Origin of the sequence: Halalkalibaculum roseum, from assembly GCF_011059145.1 — a bacterium.
Classification (GTDB): Bacteria; Bacteroidota; Rhodothermia; order Balneolales; family Balneolaceae; genus Halalkalibaculum; species Halalkalibaculum roseum.
In genome coordinates this window covers 482,147-501,539 of sequence record NZ_JAALLT010000004.1, presented here as the reverse complement: position 1 = coordinate 501,539, position 19,393 = coordinate 482,147, and the positions used below count along the sequence as shown (strand labels likewise).

At 46.1% G+C, this 19,393-nt stretch carries 19 protein-coding genes; 15 read left to right on the top strand and 4 right to left on the bottom strand.

Annotated elements, in window-relative coordinates:
• Window positions 1-9 precede the first annotated feature (9 nt).
• Window positions 10-768, bottom strand: a complete 759-nt coding sequence (locus G3570_RS14115; RefSeq protein ID WP_165143454.1) for an antibiotic biosynthesis monooxygenase family protein — start codon at window positions 766-768, stop codon at window positions 10-12.
• A 16-nt stretch (window positions 769-784) separates the two neighbouring features.
• Entirely contained in the window at window positions 785-2,110 is a 1,326-nt protein-coding gene (locus tag G3570_RS14110) for a PP2C family protein-serine/threonine phosphatase (protein WP_165143452.1), read from the bottom strand.
• A 312-nt stretch (window positions 2,111-2,422) separates the two neighbouring features.
• On the opposite strand from G3570_RS14110, the gene hutH reads away from it, so the two are divergent.
• The 8 genes from hutH to G3570_RS14070 all read left to right on the top strand — a co-directional run bounded on the left by hutH (window position 2,423) and on the right by G3570_RS14070 (window position 8,292).
• Window positions 2,423-3,922: a histidine ammonia-lyase gene (gene hutH / locus G3570_RS14105; RefSeq protein ID WP_346267305.1), complete on the top strand. Its 1,500-nt coding sequence runs from the start codon at window positions 2,423-2,425 to the stop codon at window positions 3,920-3,922.
• Between the two features lie 2 nt (window positions 3,923-3,924).
• Window positions 3,925-5,148, top strand: coding sequence for an imidazolonepropionase (hutI, locus tag G3570_RS14100; protein ID WP_165143450.1), 1,224 nt, complete (start codon window positions 3,925-3,927; stop codon window positions 5,146-5,148).
• A gap of 84 nt (window positions 5,149-5,232) precedes the next feature.
• The gene (locus tag G3570_RS14095) at window positions 5,233-5,724 is read left to right on the top strand and encodes a Spy/CpxP family protein refolding chaperone (protein WP_165143448.1); all 492 of its coding nucleotides are present in this window, start codon (window positions 5,233-5,235) and stop codon (window positions 5,722-5,724) included.
• Between the two features lie 108 nt (window positions 5,725-5,832).
• The gene (locus G3570_RS14090) at window positions 5,833-6,414 is read left to right on the top strand and encodes an RNA polymerase sigma factor (RefSeq protein WP_165143446.1); all 582 of its coding nucleotides are present in this window, start codon (window positions 5,833-5,835) and stop codon (window positions 6,412-6,414) included.
• A 32-nt stretch (window positions 6,415-6,446) separates the two neighbouring features.
• Window positions 6,447-6,776 (top strand): hypothetical protein, encoded by a 330-nt coding sequence (locus tag G3570_RS14085; RefSeq protein WP_165143444.1) that lies wholly within the window; start codon window positions 6,447-6,449, stop codon window positions 6,774-6,776.
• On the top strand, window positions 6,776-7,270 hold the full coding sequence (locus tag G3570_RS14080; RefSeq protein WP_165143442.1) for a Spy/CpxP family protein refolding chaperone: 495 nt from the start codon (window positions 6,776-6,778) through the stop codon (window positions 7,268-7,270). Before G3570_RS14085 ends, G3570_RS14080 begins: the two co-directional genes overlap by 1 nt.
• Before the next feature lie 9 nt (window positions 7,271-7,279).
• Window positions 7,280-7,654, top strand: a complete 375-nt coding sequence (locus tag G3570_RS14075) for a cupin domain-containing protein (protein ID WP_165143440.1) — start codon at window positions 7,280-7,282, stop codon at window positions 7,652-7,654.
• Window positions 7,655-7,908: 254 nt separating this feature from the next.
• Window positions 7,909-8,292, top strand: a complete 384-nt coding sequence (locus G3570_RS14070; RefSeq protein WP_165143438.1) for a VOC family protein — start codon at window positions 7,909-7,911, stop codon at window positions 8,290-8,292.
• A 1-nt stretch (window position 8,293) separates the two neighbouring features.
• Here the strand turns inward: G3570_RS14070 and G3570_RS14065 are convergent, their stop codons facing one another.
• Window positions 8,294-8,854 (bottom strand): RidA family protein, encoded by a 561-nt coding sequence (locus G3570_RS14065; protein WP_165143436.1) that lies wholly within the window; start codon window positions 8,852-8,854, stop codon window positions 8,294-8,296.
• A gap of 175 nt (window positions 8,855-9,029) precedes the next feature.
• On the opposite strand from G3570_RS14065, the gene G3570_RS14060 reads away from it, so the two are divergent.
• Window positions 9,030-9,965 carry a formimidoylglutamase gene (locus tag G3570_RS14060; RefSeq protein WP_165143434.1) on the top strand — a complete coding sequence of 312 codons (936 nt, stop codon included), beginning with the start codon at window positions 9,030-9,032 and terminating at the stop codon, window positions 9,963-9,965.
• A gap of 22 nt (window positions 9,966-9,987) precedes the next feature.
• Here the strand turns inward: G3570_RS14060 and G3570_RS14055 are convergent, their stop codons facing one another.
• Window positions 9,988-11,148, bottom strand: a complete 1,161-nt coding sequence (locus tag G3570_RS14055; protein ID WP_165143432.1) for an Mrp/NBP35 family ATP-binding protein — start codon at window positions 11,146-11,148, stop codon at window positions 9,988-9,990.
• A gap of 313 nt (window positions 11,149-11,461) precedes the next feature.
• On the opposite strand from G3570_RS14055, the gene gcvT reads away from it, so the two are divergent.
• From gcvT to G3570_RS14025, 6 genes are all read left to right on the top strand, one after another.
• Complete coding sequence (gene gcvT, locus G3570_RS14050; protein ID WP_165143430.1) at window positions 11,462-12,559, top strand: glycine cleavage system aminomethyltransferase GcvT; 1,098 nt, start codon at window positions 11,462-11,464, stop codon at window positions 12,557-12,559.
• A gap of 57 nt (window positions 12,560-12,616) precedes the next feature.
• Window positions 12,617-13,354, top strand: a complete 738-nt coding sequence (locus G3570_RS14045) for a 2-phosphosulfolactate phosphatase (protein WP_165143428.1) — start codon at window positions 12,617-12,619, stop codon at window positions 13,352-13,354.
• Window positions 13,338-15,848 (top strand): FtsK/SpoIIIE family DNA translocase, encoded by a 2,511-nt coding sequence (locus G3570_RS14040; protein ID WP_165143426.1) that lies wholly within the window; start codon window positions 13,338-13,340, stop codon window positions 15,846-15,848. Before G3570_RS14045 ends, G3570_RS14040 begins: the two co-directional genes overlap by 17 nt.
• The gene (locus G3570_RS14035) at window positions 15,823-16,470 is read left to right on the top strand and encodes a LolA family protein (RefSeq protein WP_165143424.1); all 648 of its coding nucleotides are present in this window, start codon (window positions 15,823-15,825) and stop codon (window positions 16,468-16,470) included. The genes G3570_RS14040 and G3570_RS14035 overlap by 26 nt, the downstream gene beginning before the upstream one ends.
• Window positions 16,470-17,501, top strand: a complete 1,032-nt coding sequence (locus G3570_RS14030; protein ID WP_165143422.1) for a lysylphosphatidylglycerol synthase transmembrane domain-containing protein — start codon at window positions 16,470-16,472, stop codon at window positions 17,499-17,501. Before G3570_RS14035 ends, G3570_RS14030 begins: the two co-directional genes overlap by 1 nt.
• Window positions 17,502-17,694: 193 nt before the next feature.
• Window positions 17,695-19,386 carry a TonB-dependent receptor gene (locus G3570_RS14025; protein WP_165143420.1) on the top strand — a complete coding sequence of 564 codons (1,692 nt, stop codon included), beginning with the start codon at window positions 17,695-17,697 and terminating at the stop codon, window positions 19,384-19,386.
• Window positions 19,387-19,393: the final 7 nt, after the last annotated feature.

Here is a 19,393-nt window from a genome sequence, read left to right as displayed (position 1 = left end):
ACTATCTATTTATCGCTGGAATTTTTTGCCGGTAACCAGAGTATACTTGTCAATCCCGATATCCTGACTCGTAATAGTTTTTGTGGAAGAGCTGTCACTCAATGCCATTTTCCACTGGTATAAATCACCCAGGGTATGGCTCAGTTTGTCAAGAAAACTGTCAAATCTGCCGTCTTCTTCATAGCGGGCTATGTGCTCCTGCGAGTCCCATATGGATAGGGAAAGCATTTCTCCGTCATTACCGGAATTATCAACGAGGAAAGCATACTTACAGCCTTCAACACTTACTAATTCAGGTAATATTTCAGAATTATAGATTTCAGTAAACTCCTCTTGGGCTCCCTCACGAACTTTATGCGAAATAATCCTCAAGTAAGTTCTCTCAGATGCTACTTTTTCGGATAAAGGTTTTTCATCTTCCTCTACAGGGTAACTTTTAACGACCGGATTACTGGCGACCGGGGTATATTCAACCATATTATCTTCTGATAGCTGTATTTTCCATTCTGAGCTCTCCTCAAAAAGAAGGCGAACCTGATCGACGTTTTGGTCATATTTGCCCGAAGCTATGTACTTTTCTGCTGATTCCTGTTTGTCCCAGATAGTAAGTGAGATATACTCCTTGGGTTTGTCCAGGTTCTTTAAAAGGCCGGCAAAAATACATCCTTTCGTTTCTTCCAGTACCGGCATGATCAGATCAGTGTATATCTGTTCCAATTTAGATATGTCTTTCATGCGAATACGGGCTTCTACGAAACGTATGAACATTGGTCGGTCCCCCCCCTTATTGATTTCGGGTTAATACAACAGCCGTCATATCGTCGAATCGTTTTGACTGTCCGCTGTGTTTGATGCTTCTGTTAAAAACTTCATTGATCATGGTCTCTGGATCGGTTTTGCTCTCCTGTAATTCTAGCAAAGCTTGCTCGAGCCTCTCTTCTCCAAAACGTTCATCCTCAACGTTTATACTGTCTGTGATACCGTCGGAGAAAACAAACAGGCAATCGCCTCTTTCCAATGAAATGGTTTCTTCTGAATACTCTTGTCCTTCAAGAACACCCAATGGCACCCCTCCGGATTGCAAACGTTGATGAGTACCGTCTGACTTAAGTAAAAAGGGATATTCATGTCCCGCGCAGGAAAAGACCAGATTATTTTGCGATAGGTCGAGGATGCCCAGGAACATGGTTGCAAATTTTTCCGAACTGGTACTTTGAAACAGTTGATGGTTGGCTTTATTCAATATGTCAGAAGGGTTCTTGAGGTGAAGCACCTGTCCGCGCAAGATAGCCTGGAGGTTAGACATGAGCAGGGAAGCCGGCAGCCCTTTTCCGCTGATATCTCCGAGACAAAGCGCCCAGCGGTTATCATCTATCTGAATAAAGTCAAAATAGTCACCTCCCACGGTTTGTGCCGTCAGGTTTTTACCTGAAAGGGTATAACCTTCGACCTGCGGAGCGGTTGAAGGGAGCAACTTTTTTTGTATGCTGGAAGCCAGCTCCAGTTCCCTGCGTACAAATTGCAGAGCCTGTTCCTCCTCATACAGCCTGGCATTTTCTACTACCTGTGCTGACTGTGCTGCGATAATCGACAACAGGCGCTGGTCTGATTCGGTAAATTTTGCATCGCTGTTTTTGCTTTTGTTGTAAACGGTAAGAATGCCGATCAGTTTGGAACGTGCCATCAGCGGAGCACTGATTAGGGAGCGTATCGAAGATTCCCACTTAGTATTTCTGAATCGCTGGTCGTTATCAGGATCATTGATCATCAACGGCTTCTTGTTGATTTGCATCCAGCCCAGAAGATTCTGATTGAGGTGAAGGGGTGTTCTTTCGGTAGAGCTAACCATACTTCGTACAAGCGTCTGACCGGTATCAGATTTTTCTTCATCCACAAGGGTGATATCTCCCTGCTCTGCTTCGAGGGCTCTTATAGATTTACTGATAATGGAGCGCATAATTTTTTCACTATCCAGGCTACCGCTTATAGCTAAAGCCAGGTCGTTTAAAATAGCCAGCTCATCTACCGCCCGGCGCAACCGGGTATTCTCTTTGGTCAGTCGCTGTAACTCTTGCTCGGTTTGCTTTTTATTATTGGTGTCTTTGAACAATGCTAGCTGAATTTATTTATTATTTGCTCCTATTCACCCGCCGGCCAGTAGTTTTTAAAACATGATAGCACCGGATCATCTCTGTGAATTTTACCGTGCCTCTCTAATTACACGGATGAATAACGGTTTTCCCCACCGCTTGGTTAATAAATCAAACTACATATTTTTATGAATAAATCTACTTTTATCAGAGATATTTGGTTAATAGTAACCAAATGGGGCGTCACTTGCGGAGTGATGAGATTGGGTTGATGAAAAGATTCTGCTATCTTGTTCAGGTAAATTTTAAAGTGATAAATCGGGAAAAGAATTGTGAAGATTAGCGTCAAGAACTTGTACAGGGATCTGGATCAAAGAGTCTCTACTCTGAAGAGCGATATGTCTTCCGTCAAACAGTCAAGAACCATTGTTGAGGAAGCCCTTCAGGGTAACGAACCGTTATACGGCATCAACACGGGTTTCGGGGCACTGGCCAACAAGCAGGTTAACAAGGAGCAGCTAAAACAGTTGCAAAGAAACCTGATTCTTTCCCATTCGGTTGGTGTTGGGGAGTTGATTCCGAAGGACATATCCCGCCTGATGCTTCAGCTTAAAATTCATGCCCTTGGTATCGGGCATTCAGGAATTTCCGTTGAGACCTTTGAGCGTTTGATCTATTTCTGTGAAAATGATCTGATTCCTGCCATGCCGGAGAAAGGCAGTGTAGGTGCATCCGGTGACCTGGCGCCGCTGGCTCATATGTCCTTGCCGCTGCTCGGTTACGGTTTTTTCTGGAATGAAGAGGGTACGGATACTATCCCGGCAGAGAAGGTTCTGAAGCAACATGATATAGAACCCATCGATCTCCAGGCAAAAGACGGATTATCACTCATAAACGGTACACAGCTTATGAGTGCCTACGGGTCCTACGTGCTGGAAAAGAGCCTTGCTCTTACAAAAACGGCAGATCTAATCGCCGCTATGAGTCTGGAAGCGCTTCAGGGAAGCATCAAGCCCTTTGATGAGCGCATACACGAAATTCGTCCCCATAAAGGTCAGAAAGAGGTGGCGCAAAATGTAAGGGATCTTCTCATGAACAGTGAAATCCTGGAGTCACATCGCAATTGCGGCAAGGTTCAGGATCCCTACTGCCTGCGTTGCGTCCCCCAGGTTCACGGAGCCAGCAGAGACGCGTTGCGACACTGTGTTGGAACCATAGAGACGGAGATCAATTCGGTTACCGATAATCCACTGGTTTTTGAAAACGGAGATATTATCAGTGGGGGCAATTTCCACGGCCAACCGTTGGCGCTGGCCATAGATTATGCAAAGATTGCTCTTGCCGAGTTTGCCAGCATTTCTGAAAGAAGAACCTACCTGCTGCTTGAAGGACACGATGGCCTGCCTGAATTGCTGATGGAAGAGACCGGGATAAACTCGGGTTTTATGATACCTCAGTACACATCAGCTGCGCTGGTTTCAGAAAACAAAGTTTTGTGCCATCCGGCATCTGTAGATTCCATCCCAACCAGCCTTGGGCAGGAAGACCATGTAAGCATGGGCAGTATCGGTGCACTGAAGCTGTTGGAAGTATATCATAATGTGGAGCAGGTACTGGCCATTGAGCTGTTTACTGCGGCCCAGGCGCTGGACTTCCGAAAACCGCTACGCCCGGGGAAAGGTGTTGAAGTTGCGCATGAATTTATCAGAAACGCCATTCCACATGCCGATACCGACCACTATTTTAAGGACGATATCAATAATGCCGTGCGGTTGATCCAGGAAAGGAAGATTACCGAAGAGGTTGAAGAGCAACACAAAAAACTGGTATAACGATGCCTAAACTCACAAACATCGGTTATCTGGCAACCTGCCGACAAGAAGGAAGGCAGCATGAAATTCACCTTATCGAGGATGCAGCCATTGTCTGGAAAGGTGATAAGATTGTCTGGGTCGGTAACGAGGTTGACTTGCCCGCAGAGTATGAGGACGAGAAAACTTTCGATGCCGAACAGGCGATGGTTATACCCGGACTGGTTGACTGCCACACGCACCTGGCTTTCGGTGGATGGCGTCCGGATGAATTCGAGATGCGCCTGAAGGGTAAAAGCTATCTGGAGATAGCCAAGGCAGGAGGCGGTATTCTGTCTACAGTCAGGGAGACTCGAGAGGCTACGGTTGAGGAACTGTATGAAAAGGCTTCCGGATTTCTGAGCGAAATGGTCAGGCTAGGGGTGACGGCTGTAGAATGCAAAAGCGGGTACGGGTTATCGGTTGAGGAGGAGCTTAAGATTCTGGAAGTTTACCGTCGCCTATCTGAAGAACAACCGGTTCATATGGTATCTACATTTTTAGGCGCTCACACCTTTCCTGCCGAATACAGGGAAGATCATACCGCTTATGTCGATCTGGTTATTAATGAGATGATTCCGGCTGTCGCTGAAGCGGGCCTTGCCGAATTTTGTGATGTTTTCGTGGAGGATTCGGCTTTTTCTGTAGAGGATGCCAGACGCATTCTGGTTTCGGCACAAGCAGCAGGGATGGTACCTAAACTTCATGCTGACCAGCTGACCTCCTGCGGGGGAGCTGAGCTTGCAGCCGAGATGGAAGCCGCAAGTGCTGATCACCTGGAGAAGATTTCCGATAAGGGTATTCTGGCAATGGCTGAAGCAGGAGTGGTAGGCGTCACATTGCCTCTGGCATCTCTCTACACACAGGAAACCCCACTGGATTGCCGCAGGCTAGTAGATGCGGGACTCGAAGTTGCGGTTGCAACAGATTTCAATCCGGGATCCGCACCGACTTTTGACTTACCTTTAGCGATGATGCTTGCCTGTAACCAGGGGAGGCTGACACCATTGGAAGCATTAAAAGGCGCAACCATCTATGCTGCCAAAGCCATTCACCGGCAGCGGGAAATCGGCTCCATTGAACCCGGTAAATCAGCTGATTTTGCTCTGATAGATGCCCCGGACCCCAACTTTTGGATGTATCACTTCCGCCCGAATACCTGCAGGGAGGTATTTCTGAAAGGTGAGAAGCTAAATATGGGCGGTTGATAATTTTTTTAAGAAATTCCGCAAGTTTTTACCGGGGCCGGCATCTAACCACTTGAACACCTTAATAAACAAGTGGAGCACATTATGAAGACACTACCCTATTTAAAAACTTTAGCACTCACCTTCACTCTGGTCGGACTCACCGGCTTGAGCTATGCCCAGCAGGGTCCCCGGAATAACAATATGGATCGTATGGAAAGAATGCGTGAAATGCATCAGCCGGGGAACCGCATATTTGCACTTCCTGATTTGACTGATGAGCAGAAGGAACAGTTACGTATTGTGATGACAGATAGCCGCAAGGAAATGCTTCCCTTGCAAAATCAGGTTCGGGTAAAGGCCGCACAACTTATGACCTTGCGAACAGCTGAAAATGCAGATATAAATGCAATTAATGCGATGGCCGATGAGATAAGTAGCCTAAGAGCTAATATGATGAAGACACGTCTGGCTTCGGAACAAGAAATTCGAGCTCTTTTAACCGATGATCAGCGTATCATTTTCGACAGCCGCAGGCAAATGAGTAAAAAAGACGGACCCGTTAAAGGTGCGTTGAGAATGCGTCGCGGAAATTGATCGGAATCAAATAGCGAGTATGGGGAGAGATAGGTATCCTCCCTATACTTATCTGTACACTCTTTAAGTGAATGACCTGAACCTATATTCTAACGTATATTTCTTCGATTGCAAGAATCCGAACTCATTAAGCAGCTTCAGCTCGGCAACCGTGAAGCCTTTCGCAGGTTGGTTGAAGATTATAAAGATCGTGTTTATAACACCTGCCTGGGTTTTCTCAGAGATCCGCACGACGCTGAGGATATGGCGCAGGAGGTATTTATGAAGATTTATGAGTCTATTGGTGATTTCCGGGAAGACGCCGCACTTGGTACCTGGATATATCGAATTGCAGTATCCAAAAGCCTGGAATTGATTAGAAAGCGAAAGCGAAAAAAGAGATTTGCCTATTTTCAGGCCTTGTGGAATAAAGACGGAGTACCTGATGAAACGGCTGATCGGGATTTCTTCCCGCATCCGGGAATCGCTGTTGAAAACAAAGAACGCGCAGAAATTTTAATGAAAGCAATTCAAGTGTTGCCGGAACAGCAGAGGATTGCATTTACATTGCATAAGTTAGAGGATTTAAGCTACAAAGAGATCGCCGGGATTATGGATAACAGTTTGTCGGCTGTAGAGTCCTTAATACACCGGGCAAAGAATAATCTTAAGAATGAACTCCATGAATATTATACATCGGAGATGAACTAAGACCACAGAAAATTAACGTACTGGTAGCCAGCATGATGGATAACAAAGATAAGGTTCAAAAAGAAGTTGAGGAGACCATGAAAGCCCTTGACGGTGTCGATCGAGCATCGACGGATGAATATTTCTTTACGCGATTGGAGGCTCGTATGTCTCGCAATGAGGAGCACGCTTCCCGGTTACCGGGGCTTTCATGGGGTATCGCTGCCGTACTGATTATTTTGTTTGTAAACACTTATACGCTAATCTCCTTTACAGGAAGTGAGAACTTCGACGATGGGATAAGCGAACAGGAGATAACGGCACTTGCCGAAGAATATGCCTTGACGGTGCCTTCACTGTACGAACAAGAAATCGATGAATAATGGAATATAAAACAAAATACCGATGGGCACTGACCGGTTTTTTGGTCATGCTAGTTCTCAACATTGCAGTTATTACGGGAATTTGGATTCTTCGTCCCGGCGGCGGTCCTCCTTTCCGCGAAGGACAATCACAATTCCGGGTGCAGCGCTTTATTGAACGGGAGCTGAACCTTAACGAGGATCAGAAACATAGATTCAGAGAACTTCGAAGGGATCACATCAGGGATACCCGCACTTACTTCAAGGACATTCGCATGGCTCGAGGTGAGCTGTTTCAAGCACTGAGTGATGATGCTTCAGATGCCTCTGTTGATAGTCTTACAACAGTTATTGGCCGGAAACAGCAGGAGCTGGAGCAAGCCTTTTACGATCATTTTTCTCAATTGAGAAGCATCTGCGATGAAGAACAGAAAGCGAAATTTGATCGTATTATCCTGCGGATGATGCAAAGGGTTGACCCCTCGCGCCAAATGGAAAGACGGAATGCCAATTGACTATTAAATATGGAAACATTTTCTAAAGTAAACCTGAAGGACAAATTTTCACTCTTTAAGGACCAATGGAGTCCAAAAATTGTAGGTGAGTTAAACGGTCAGTTTGTCAAACTGGCAAAAGTTGAGGGCAGTTTTGACTGGCACACTCACGAAGAGGAGGATGAACTATTCCTTGTGGTGAAGGGATCACTTACCATAAAAATGAGAGAAAGCGATGTAACACTTGAAGAGGGGGAGTTTTTCATAGTACCCAAGGCCGTTGAGCATAAACCCGTGGCAGAACATGAGGCATGGATTTTACTATTCGAACCAAAAAATACCGCCCATACCGGGAATGTTCAAAACGAAAGAACGGTGGCCATAGAAAACCAGGAGTGGATCTAGTTTAATGGAGATCCGAATCAGTTTACTGTTCTGTTGAAATTGTGAAATAACGATAGTCAGTCGAAACCGTCAAATCTATATTAGTTCCTTACTACTCTTGCCTGCTGCCAACAAATTTGTCACTAACCTCTTGTTTTGTTTGAAAGGTTTACATACTGTATCCAAATAATAATCAGTGTGTTGGTTAAATAATGTGGTTCCTGGAAATGATTGGAGCCGTATAACACAAATAAGTCTTAAAACGGGAGGCAGTCATGGAGCAACGGGATAATGTAATCGCATGGGTAGAAATACCGACCAATAATCTTGACAGGGCAAGGAAGTTTTACGAAGCCATATTTGAGACGGAATTACAGCCCATGGAGCTGGGAAACGGCCTTAAAATGGCCATGTTTCCGGTGAAGGAAGGAGGTGTCGGTGGCGCACTGTGCGAGCATAAGGATTTTTATACACCAAGTCATGAAGGTCCATTGGTATATTTAAGCGCCGAGCCGGATCTGCAACAGGTATTGGATCGCATCAAGAAGCAGGGAGGCAAAGAGCTGGTACCCAAAACCCAGATATCCGAGGATTATGGGTACATGGCCGTGTTTGAAGACTGCGAAGGAAACCGGGTGGCTCTGCACTCGAGCAGTTAAGTCACTCTTCAACTTCCACAATCATTTCAACTTCCACTGCGATGTTGCGCGGAAGGGATGACATGCCTACTGCGGCGCGGGCATGTTTGCCTCGTTCTCCGAATACCTCTACCATGAGATCAGAGAAGCCGTTTATTACTTCCGGCTGGTTGCCAAAGCCGGGCGGACTGTTAACCATGCCGTTGACCTTTACAATTCTCTTCACCTTATTTAGGTCACCCAGTTCCGCCTTGAGTACGGCTAGTTGGTTTATTGCTGTTAAACGAGCTGCCTCCTGTGCCTCTGAAAGGGTCAGTTCTTCGGTCACTCGCCCTGTAATATAACTCCCGTCTGACTTCCTCGGGCCTTTGCCGGCGAGGAATAGCAGGTTGCCGCTGCGCACGGCATTTACGTAGTTGGCAACAGGTGCGGATACTTCCGGTAGTTCAATTCCCAGCGCGGCCAGACGTTGTTCAACATCAGGTTGCTCCGTCGATGCAGCTGTCTCAGATCCGGTATTTTCTTTTTCAGGGGTACATCCCAACAAAACTGACAACAAAAAAACGAAGAATAATCTATACATAGGTATGAGGTTTTGATGCATACCGGTATCCGGTAATTATTAGGATGGTAACTATTCAAAGGTTAAAAGCCAATTATTGCAGCCGTTATTAAGCTTTTAACCTTCATTTGGGCTTGCTCATGTTTATGAATATCCTTTAACTGATTGATCATAAAATTAAATACCATACACTTTTATGAAATTGCAAAAACCGGCACTTGAAATTCCAAAGACCGCCCAAAATGATCCCAGGGTTGGACATCTGATAAACACGGAAAGGGATTCAGCAAAAAATATCAGAGTTGCCATAATTGGATTTCCATCCGATGAAGGAGTTCGCCGGAATAATGGTCGCCCGGGTGCGGCAGCAGCTCCGGATGAAATTCGTCGGCAACTGTATAAGATGACACCGCCGCCCGAAGGGAAGGAACAGTTTGCCAATCTGCTTGACACTATTTTGGATATGGGAAATCTAAGTGTATCAGTGGATCTGGAGACCTCTCAAAGTGACCTTGGAAAAATCTTAGCGGAGCTGCTCTCTGAGGATATTTTGCCGATTATTTTAGGAGGGGGTCATGAAACGGCTTTTGCTCATTTCCTGGGATATGCGGAATCCGGATTGGAGACAGCAATCTTCAACCTGGATGCCCATACGGACGTTCGTAACTTGAATGAAGGAAAGGCGCACTCCGGTTCCCCATTCAGACAAGCCATGGAACACCCCGGCAAATGCTGCAGCAAGTACCTGGTAGCCGGGCTTCAGCCTCATTCGGTTGCGGAAGAGCACCTGATCTATATCAAAGAACAGGGAGGTAGTTATGTTTTCAGGGATGAGACCAACATCACCTCTATTTCGGGCATGTTCCACGAACACGAAAGCGATAGAATGATGGTGACTTTTGATATGGATGCTGTGGACGATGCCTATGCACCGGGCGTCAGTGCTCCCTGTACCAACGGATTGCATCAAGACTTGTGGTTAACAGCAGCTTACCTCGCGGGAAGAAATGAACAAGTCACGTCATTTGACCTGTGCGAAGTAAACCCTTCTTTTGATCGCGACGGTCAAACAGCACGGCTTGCAGCATTAACCATCTGGCAATTTCTTCTGGGTCTCAGCCAGCGATGGTAGTACACGAATTACCTATGTTCTTTTACGGTTTGATCTTGATATCGATCTTTTGGGTAGGATCCTGTTCCTTATTTCGTATAGCCAGCTGCTGAATTACATTGTTGGATAGCTCTACAAAGGCACGTGCCGACTCTGATTCCAGATTTTCTTCCAGTACAATTGGCTTGCCGTCATCACCGCTCTCTCTAACCGACTGCTCCAGCGGTATTTCTCCCAGGAAGTTCGACCCCATACGCTCCGCAAGATTTCGTGCTCCGTGTTTTCCGAAGATGTAGTATTTCTTTTCAGGCATATCCGGTGGAATGAAATAGGCCATATTTTCTACGATACCCAGCACCGGTACATTTACTTTTTTAAACATGGCAACTCCTTTTCGGGCATCGTCAAGTGCAACGGTTTGCGGCGTTGAAACTACAACAGCGCCGGTCAATGGGACTGTCTGAACCAGGGTAAGCTGAATATCACCGGTTCCCGGAGGAAGGTCCAGCACCAGGTAATCGAGTTCGCCCCATTCAACTTCCTGCATAAACTGTTTTACAGCACTTGTCACCATCGGCCCGCGCCAGATCATGGCTTGGTCAGGATCCACCAAAAGGCCCATGGATAGAAATTTGACCCCGTGTTTTTCAAGCGGAATAAGCTTTTTCTGGGCCGTGATATTCGGACGTTCATGGGTGCCGAACATGGTCGGAATACTGGGTCCGTAAATGTCGGTATCCAGCAGACCTACTTTAGCTCCAGTTCTTGCGAGTCCGCACGCCAGGTTGACGGCCACGGTTGATTTACCGACGCCACCTTTACCCGAGGCAACAGCAATGACATTGTCTACCCCGCCCAGTATTTCATCCGGCTCCTGTTCTTCTTTTTTCTTGCGGTGGCCCTGCCCGGGAAAGGCTTCTGATTCTTGCTGTTCGGAATCGTCCCTGAATTTGGAAATATTTACTGCCGTTGTAATATCCAAAACCGCTTCACTGTCTACATACTTGTGTATGGCTTCCCGGCACATCTCCTTCAGCTTGTTGTCAAGCTTCGGATTTTTCTCAGGGAGGTCAATGGTAAAAGCGATGAATTTGTCCTGTACGATCAGGTCTTCAATCGTGTTCAGGGTCACAAGATCCTTACCCATTTCCGGGTGCATTACATGGGTAAGGGCAGTGCGTACTTGTTGTTTATTAATAGACATTGGCCGTTTCAGAATTACTTCAATTTGTTTGAACCCCATAAAGATAAACAATTACGATCAGATGCTAAACGCTTTATCGGTACTGAATATTCACTTTAAAAAGAGCCGGGATAAAGAAGAGTTAGTAATACATCAGGTCAATCTTTAATTAAGAATTCATTCTCCATTCTATTTATAAATGGTTAACTTGAAGGCTTGTTATGGATGCAGGATTCCGGATGCAAGGTGCAGGGTTTTTGGTACCGAAATTATTTGCATTCTGTGTCATACATCGCTACAAAGTGCTATAAAATTAAAATACGTAAGACGAGACATGCTAAACCGTACACCTTTTTACGATATTCATGAAAAATTAAACGCCAAGCTTATCGATTTCGGTGGATGGGAGATGCCCGTCCAGTATGAAAGCATCAAAAAGGAACATAATGCCGTCAGAAACAAGGTCGGTATGTTTGATGTATCCCATATGGGAGAGTTTTTTGTCTTTGGTCCCGAAGCACTTGACTTCATACAGTATGTGACCATCAATGACGCCTCAAAGCTAAAGCCCGGCAAAGCACAGTACTCAGCCATGTGTTATAACGACGGGGGTATCGTGGACGACCTGATTGTGTACATGCTTGACTATAACCGTTATATGCTGGTAGTGAATGCATCCAATATTGAAAAGGATTTTGATTGGTTGACCAATCACAAGCATTACGATATGAAGCTTGAAGACCGTTCTGCAGCCATGTGTCTGTTGGCTGTTCAGGGACCTGATTCGGAAAAAGTATTGCAGAAACTTACGGATGTAAATCTGAGTGAAATAGGATTCTACAATTTTGAGATCGGTGATTTTGCAGGCTTTGAAAGAGTGATTCTCTCTGCTACCGGGTACACCGGTGAAAAAGGCTTCGAAATATATTTTGATCGTGAAGATTCCAACCCTGCTAAAATCTGGGAGTCAATCATGGAGGCAGGAGAGGAGTTTGATATTGAACCCTGCGGATTGGGTGCCCGTGATACGCTACGCCTGGAAATGGGCTATGCTCTTTATGGCAATGATATCACCAAAGACACAAATCCGTTGGAAGCACGTCTGGGTTGGCTTACGAAACTCGACAAAGGAGATTTTATTGGCAGGGAAGCCATTCAAAAAGCAAAAGAGGAAGGCGTTAAAAAGAAACTGATTGGTTTCAGTACTGAAGAAGATCGCTCCATTCCGCGTGCCGGCTATACTATTGTGGATGAAAACGGTGAAGCTATCGGAGAGGTGACCAGCGGATCACGTTCAATTACACTGGAAAAAAATATCGGGATGGGATATGTAGATACCGAGTTCGCCAAAGAGGGAACAAAAATATATATCAGCATTAGAAACAGGCAGGCCGAAGCGGTAGTGGAAAATCCGCCATTTCTAAAGAAATAAGTTATTTTAGAATAACACTTGCCTTGGATACAAGAATATTAAATATCTACACAGATAATGATTAAAGAGCTTGAAGTATTCACTTCGGCTACCTCTTTTCAGGAAGACGAGATGCGAGGTAAGACCGCGGTGATGATTGATGTGTTACGAGCCAGCTCAACCATTGTGACGGCACTTGCCAATGGGGCCAAGGGTGTAATACCTGTAGCCGATATGGGAGCAGGCAGCAAAATTTCCCAAAGCATGGATACGGAAAATATTCTGCTTTGCGGTGAAAAGGATGGGGAGAAAATTGAAGGATATGACCTTGGCAATTCCCCGTTTGAATATACACCTGAGCTTGTCAATGGCAAGACGATTATCCTGAATACTACCAACGGTACCAAAGCGCTGATGCGTGCCTCGCATGCCCGGCATATCACGGTAGGCAGTTTTCTGAACCTGGGAAGCGTGGTTGAATACCTGAAGGATAAAGAACGAATAATTTTGGTTTGCGCAGGCTGGAGAGGGCGTTTGTCTCTGGAAGATTTACTTTGCGCTGGTAACATTATTTACGAACTTACGAGCGGTGAATTGCCCGATACAGCCTTTGACGGGGCTAAAGTAGCTTTTGGCCTTTACGAAAAATTTGGTGATGATATAGAGAAAACGGTGCTTTCTTCCAATCATGCCCACAGGTTGCAGGATATCGTGGGTACGGAAGATTTGTCTTATTGCAGCAGGGTTAACGCAATGGATGTACTGCCCGTAATGAAAGAAGGAATTATTACAGATTTTCATGGCAAAGAAAAGTAGTTCAGGAAAACTTACGAGCGGCTTATCAGAATCCCGTAAGCTGGAAATCCTGGGGATATTAATCATGGCTATCGGCGCGCTGCTGGCCTTGAGCATTATTACCTACAACAGCGCGGATTACGCCCTGATCCAATCGCTTTCTACAGATACCATTTTTACAGTTGATGAGGGTCCCGCCCTACGTATACAGAATGGATTGGGTGTTGTTGGAGCCTATTTGTCATACGTATTTGTTTACCTGCTCTTCGGCTATACCAGCATCATTATTCCGATACTCATTCTCAGTTACGGCTGGTTTATCTTTCGCGGTTTTGATGTGAAACAGCTTTTATGGCCGACCGCCTATGGAATATGGACGATGGTTCTGCTCTCAACAATCTTAGGCTGGGTCTATAATCGATACGAGGCCTACTCTTCGGTATGGAACGGTTCTGCAGGAATAGCCATGTCGCGGGTACTTGAAAACATCACAGGAATCGGGTCTATCGTTATTTTGGGAGTGTTGTTTGTCGTCACAGTTTTGATGCTGCTCGATCGCGACCTCCAAAAAACAGTAGATTTCATTAAAAGTACGGTTGCTGAATGGAAGGAAAAACAGGCCGAAAAGAGGGAAGAACGTGCCCAAAAGAAGGCGGAAAAAGCAAAGCAAAAGCAGGAACAGCAGGAAATCGAAGCTCAGCGCCAGGCAGAGCAGAAGATGAAGCAGCGACAGGCTTCGACTCAGGCCCGTCAGAATTCGGAGCCTGCCAAAGAGCAGTCAATCGATGACATTGTTGAGCGTTCCCAGGAAGAAGATCTGGAACGCATGCGACAGCAGAAGGAAGAAGTTAAGGATCTTGATCAACGACCCCGTGCTATTATTGACAAAGGAGAAGCGGAAAAAGTAGTCGACGAAGAGGAAGATGATGTAGACATTGCTGTTTATGTTGGGAAGGGTGATGAAGAGGCCGATGCCAAAGAGCTGGATCGCCAGAATAAGGACAAGGCCAAAGAAGTACCGGAAATCAAATATAAATTTCCGACCATCGACCTGCTGGATTCACCCCCGCATGAGGGTAATGAAGTGGATCTGGAAGAGATTAAAGAGAACAAGCGTATCATTCTCGACAAGCTCAAAAGGCACAAGATCGAGATACTCAGTATTAATGCCATCGTAGGTCCAACAGTAACGCTTTATGAACTTGAACCGGCCCCCGACGTCAAGATCAGCAAGATCGAGAGCTATGCGAACGACCTGAAAATGGCTACAGCTGCTCACGGGCTTCGCATCATTGCGCCGATACCCGGGCGATCGGCTGTTGGTATTGAGGTGCCTAACGGGGCACGGGAAACGGTTTATATCAAGTCGGTCATCAATACTAAACGTTTTGTGGAAACCGATATGGAGCTGCCGGTTGCCTTCGGTAAAACGATTGAAAACGAGGTGTTTCTGGTTGATCTCACCCGGATGCCTCACCTGCTCATTGCCGGTGCGACCGGTTCGGGTAAAACGGTAGGTATCAATACCATCATCACCTGTCTGCTTTACAAGTGTCACCCGGACAATTTGAAATTCGTGATGATTGATCCGAAGAAGATTGAACTATCGCTTTTCCGAAATATTGAGCGCCATTTTCTGGCAACCCTTCCGGGTGCGGAGGAGCCTATTGTTACCGATACAACCAAGGCCCAGGAGACACTGGAGAGTCTCACCAAGGAGATGGATGAACGGTACGATCTTTTGAAGATGGCCATGGTTCGTGATATCAAAGACTATAACAGGAAATATGAAGAAGGTGACTTGGACGAAGAACTTGGACACCGTCACTTGCCTTATATTGTGGTTGTCATTGATGAGCTGGCTGACTTGATGATGACGGCCGGCAAGCAGATTGAGGAACCCATTGCCCGTCTTGCCCAGCTGGCCAGGGCCGTAGGCATTCACCTTGTGGTTGCAACCCAGCGTCCCTCAGTGAATGTAATTACCGGTACCATAAAGGCGAACTTTCCCGCACGGATTGCCTACCAGGTGGCATCAAAAGTTGACTCCAGAACCATTTTGGATACCGGCGGCGCGGACCAACTGATCGGACGCGGAGATATGCTTTTTACCAACGGAGGAGGCATGACGCGTATTCAGAACGCTTTTGTGTCTACCGAAGAGGTGGAGAAGATTACCGCTTTTATCGGTAATCAAATGGGATACAAGCATCCGTATCACTTACCCGTTATAGAGGACGAAGATGGAGTGAGCGACATCCCGGATCCTCTGGAAGATATTGATGAATATTTTGAAGCAGCTGCAAAAATTGTAGTGCTTCACCAGCAAGGCTCGGTATCGCTGCTTCAGCGCAAACTGAAGATAGGCTACAATCGTGCCGGAAGGATCATTGATCAGTTGTATAACGCCGGGGTGGTTGGTCCTTACCAGGGCAGTACCGCACGCGATGTACTGGTGGATGATGAAGATGAATTAGAACAATTACTTGATGAACTTGACGAATTTGAAGGTTGATTTTTCTTTACTAATTGGTGCCGCACTGCTTGTACTGACAGTAGCTCTATTGAATCCGGTTGCTGCCCAGCAGTCGGCTTTCGATAAGCTAAAGCAACGTTTTGACAACGGTGAGATATTCCATGCCGAGTTCCAGCACCAATATATCGATTCCTATACCCAGGATACCGTTTCCAATAAAGGCTCTATCTGGGTAGGGGAAGATAAGTACAAGGTACGGACCCAAAACCAGTCGGTCGTCGTCGATGGCGAAACATCCATGGTTTTTGATGACAGCCGTAACCGGGTAATTCTCAGCAAATACGAACCCGCGGAAGATGATTTTGCCCCCTCCCGTATATTAAACGGGGCTGACTCTACTTACGCCATCGAGAGTCAGGAGAGGCAAGACGGCAAGGTTTTCATAAACTTGGTTTCAGAAGATCCCTTTTCCGTATTCCAGGCGGTTGAAATCACTCTCAACACTGATCTGATGCCGCTGCGTATTTTCGCCAAAGACCAGGCCGACAACCTGATTACTACCTCGTTTAAAGAAGGAAAATTTATTGCACCTGAACAGGGCATGTTTAACCTTGATTACCCGGAAGGTGCTGAAATTGTGGATATGCGTAACCAGCCATAATGTTTAGAAAAACGTTCAAAATAGGCCTTGCTCTGGTATTAGGCGGGATCTTTTTGTGGCTTGCTTTCCGTAATGTCAACCTTCAGGAGCTTTGGGAATATGCACGCAATATCAGCTATGGCTGGATTTTGCCTTTGGCACTGACATCCCTTGGCAGTCACTTTTTAAGGGCCGAGCGCTGGCGCCTTCTTATCGAGCACGACAAAAAAGATCTCAGCCGGGTCACGCTAATATCCGGAGTGATGGTGGGATACCTGCTCAACATTGTGGGTCCCCGTTTAGGTGAAGTCAGCCGTCCTGTCTATGTTGCAAAACGTGAAGGTTTGAGCTCGTCGAAACTGATGGGCACCATTGTACTGGAACGGATCATCGATCTGGCCACCATGATATTCCTGATGGTGGTGGTCTCTGTTTACCTCGTAGCTGACCTTTCGCTTTTGAGGCAGATATTCGGGGATGAGACGGTGCATTTCCTAACGGAAGGTTATACCATGGTAACGGTGCTTTGGGTGCTGTTCTTCACAGGTTTTATCCTTTTAATGGTTTATTTGACAATTAAGGCGGCAAGAGCACTGGGAAGACGCTTTGAAAATGTTCAGGTATGGGTAGAACGAATAGAAGAAGCGGTCATCATGTTCAAGGACGGTCTGCTTTCGGTACGTGAAGTACAGCGCTGGTGGCTCTTCATATTTTATACTCTTCTTATATGGTTCGGTTATACGCTAATGACCTACATTCCATTCTGGATGTTTAACATGCAGGAGGTCTACCAGCTGGGGTTCCTTGATGCCCTTGTGATAACCGTCATCTCTGCAATCGGTATTGCTATACCTTCACCCGGCGGCATTGGTACCTATCACTACTTTGTTAAGCAGACTCTTTTGGTGCTGTTTGCGGTGCCTGCTGTAGTCGGATTGGCTTATGCTACCATAACGCATGCTTCCATGATACTTATTGTAAGCTGCTTTACCCCCGTTTTTCTGGCTATCGACAAGTTTTTGGCAGCCAAAAGAGGTGATCCCTTATTCTGACTCTGAGGATCAGTTTATATACTGATTTTGGTAATTCCTATCTTTCAGACGAGCACTGAATAAATATCAGCGAAGGAAACAGAACCCGGATAATAATGTATAAAGCAATGTAAATACACATTAATCGTTGCTAATTTTTTAGTACCTTTAATGATGTTTGACCGGCTAACTATTGATTACTTACGTAAATCCAATGTCACGTAACTTTACCCTGTTTCTTTTCTCTATATTTTTACTGGTATTAACGGTTCCATCTATTGCTCAGCAACAGGATACTGAGAACTCTCTGCTCCCTGAGATTGATCCTCAGGATATTGAGATTCGCAGCCAGTTCAAAGCACGCTTCCCTGGCATCCGGCGCCAGCCTATCCTGGGCTTTGATCCGACACCGCGTGTTTACCAGGTCGATCCCAATCGGCAGCCCTTTATGGAAACACAAGAACAGGTTGTTGCCAACCTCCCGGTGAGTGAACTTTCACGACCAAATCCACCGGGGTATAATCCAATGACGTACTCGGAAAATATTCAAGCCTACTCCCGGCTGGGATATGGCAGCTACAGCAGCCCCGAAGCTACCTTCTGGGGCGTTCACAGGCTCAGCGAAACCAGCTACGTAGGCGGAGATTTGGACTTTTCTTCTTCCGATGGTCACCTGGACGGTCAGCCTAGCAGTTTTCGTTTCTTCAACGCCAATGCAGAATATGCCACGAAACTGGATCAGGACACGCGTCTTCAATTCAATGCAGGCGGGCAAAGTGACTTTCACTATCTCTACCAGCTTGAAAATCTGCTTCCCGCACAACAACAGCTGGGTAAAGATTATACAGGTTTTCACTTAGGTGGTGAACTCAGCCGTTTCCAGAATACTATTGACGGATGGAACTTAGAAGCCGGGCTGCAATATTTTGATGTAGATCTGGAAGACGACACATTTACCGGTGATGTCAATGAAACGGTATACCGGGCATCTTTTGCGAAACGATGGGCCGGGAACAACGTCAGTGAAACATTTACGGTGAAAGGCGGGGTAAGAAGCGGGGTCTACGATATCGGTGATCAGCAGGAAGGATGGACCACGTTGCAGGGCGGTGTGCAGTACCAGCGCCTGTTTAACTATATCACCAAAGTTACGGGTGAAGCAAATGTCTATTATGCAGCCGATTTCGTCGAAGATAAGGTCTACTTTGCTCCTTCCCTGCAGCTGGAACATACCTTTGCCGAAGGGTTAAAAATAACCGGAAAAGCAGAAGGTAAACCCTACCTGAAAAGTGTGCGTCAGCACCATGAATACAACAGGTTCATTGCTTCCGATAATATTTTGCGTCACGCCTACGAGATCAAAGCTTCAGGAGAGGTCAGCCTGGAGTACTTCCGGGGTTCGACACTACACGGAGGGGTGAGCTACTCGAATACAAAGAATTTGCCTTACTATTCACAGAGCACACCGACACCGGGAAATTCTTTTTACCGGATTAACTACGAAAATGCAACGAATTTCAGAATTTACGCAGGTTTAACGCACCAGCTCCTGCCCGAACGATTCTGGGTAAATGGCAGAATCTACGCCCAGTCTCCAAAACTGGATGGAGGTGATAAAGTACCGTTTCAGGAATCATGGGGGATAAATTCCAGTGTTCATATCAGTCCGATTAAACGCATAACTGTAGAAGGATGGCTTGACTACATCGGCAAGCGGGAGACGGGCATTACCGGACAGGAGCTTGACGGTATTTTCTTGCTTGGCGCCCAGGTGGATCTGGAAATTACAGAACGATTCGGGGCATATTTCCGGGGAGTGAATCTGCTGGATGACAATTACCAGGTTTGGGAAGGTTACAGCGAGCGACCGCTGCAGTTATACGGAGGAGTGACAGTAAAACTTTAAGCAAGAT

Excerpts from the sequence above, each read along its gene's own strand:
- G3570_RS14065 (WP_165143436.1), bottom strand. The coding sequence starts at position 8,854 with ATGTATAGATTATTCTTCGTTTTTTTGTTGTCAGTTTTGTTGGGATGT.
- G3570_RS14080 (WP_165143442.1), top strand. The coding sequence starts at position 6,776 with ATGGAATATAAAACAAAATACCGATGGGCACTGACCGGTTTTTTGGTC.
- G3570_RS14055 (WP_165143432.1), bottom strand. The coding sequence starts at position 11,148 with ATGTCTATTAATAAACAACAAGTACGCACTGCCCTTACCCATGTAATG.
- G3570_RS14095 (WP_165143448.1), top strand. The coding sequence starts at position 5,233 with ATGAAGACACTACCCTATTTAAAAACTTTAGCACTCACCTTCACTCTG.
- G3570_RS14025 (WP_165143420.1), top strand. The coding sequence starts at position 17,695 with ATGTCACGTAACTTTACCCTGTTTCTTTTCTCTATATTTTTACTGGTA.
- G3570_RS14030 (WP_165143422.1), top strand. The coding sequence starts at position 16,470 with ATGTTTAGAAAAACGTTCAAAATAGGCCTTGCTCTGGTATTAGGCGGG.
- G3570_RS14085 (WP_165143444.1), top strand. The coding sequence starts at position 6,447 with ATGATGGATAACAAAGATAAGGTTCAAAAAGAAGTTGAGGAGACCATG.
- G3570_RS14075 (WP_165143440.1), top strand. The coding sequence starts at position 7,280 with ATGGAAACATTTTCTAAAGTAAACCTGAAGGACAAATTTTCACTCTTT.
- G3570_RS14040 (WP_165143426.1), top strand. The coding sequence starts at position 13,338 with ATGGCAAAGAAAAGTAGTTCAGGAAAACTTACGAGCGGCTTATCAGAA.
- gcvT (WP_165143430.1), top strand. The coding sequence starts at position 11,462 with ATGCTAAACCGTACACCTTTTTACGATATTCATGAAAAATTAAACGCC.
- G3570_RS14035 (WP_165143424.1), top strand. The coding sequence starts at position 15,823 with ATGAACTTGACGAATTTGAAGGTTGATTTTTCTTTACTAATTGGTGCC.
- G3570_RS14060 (WP_165143434.1), top strand. The coding sequence starts at position 9,030 with ATGAAATTGCAAAAACCGGCACTTGAAATTCCAAAGACCGCCCAAAAT.
- G3570_RS14070 (WP_165143438.1), top strand. The coding sequence starts at position 7,909 with ATGGAGCAACGGGATAATGTAATCGCATGGGTAGAAATACCGACCAAT.
- hutI (WP_165143450.1), top strand. The coding sequence starts at position 3,925 with ATGCCTAAACTCACAAACATCGGTTATCTGGCAACCTGCCGACAAGAA.
- G3570_RS14045 (WP_165143428.1), top strand. The coding sequence starts at position 12,617 with ATGATTAAAGAGCTTGAAGTATTCACTTCGGCTACCTCTTTTCAGGAA.
- G3570_RS14115 (WP_165143454.1), bottom strand. The coding sequence starts at position 768 with ATGTTCATACGTTTCGTAGAAGCCCGTATTCGCATGAAAGACATATCT.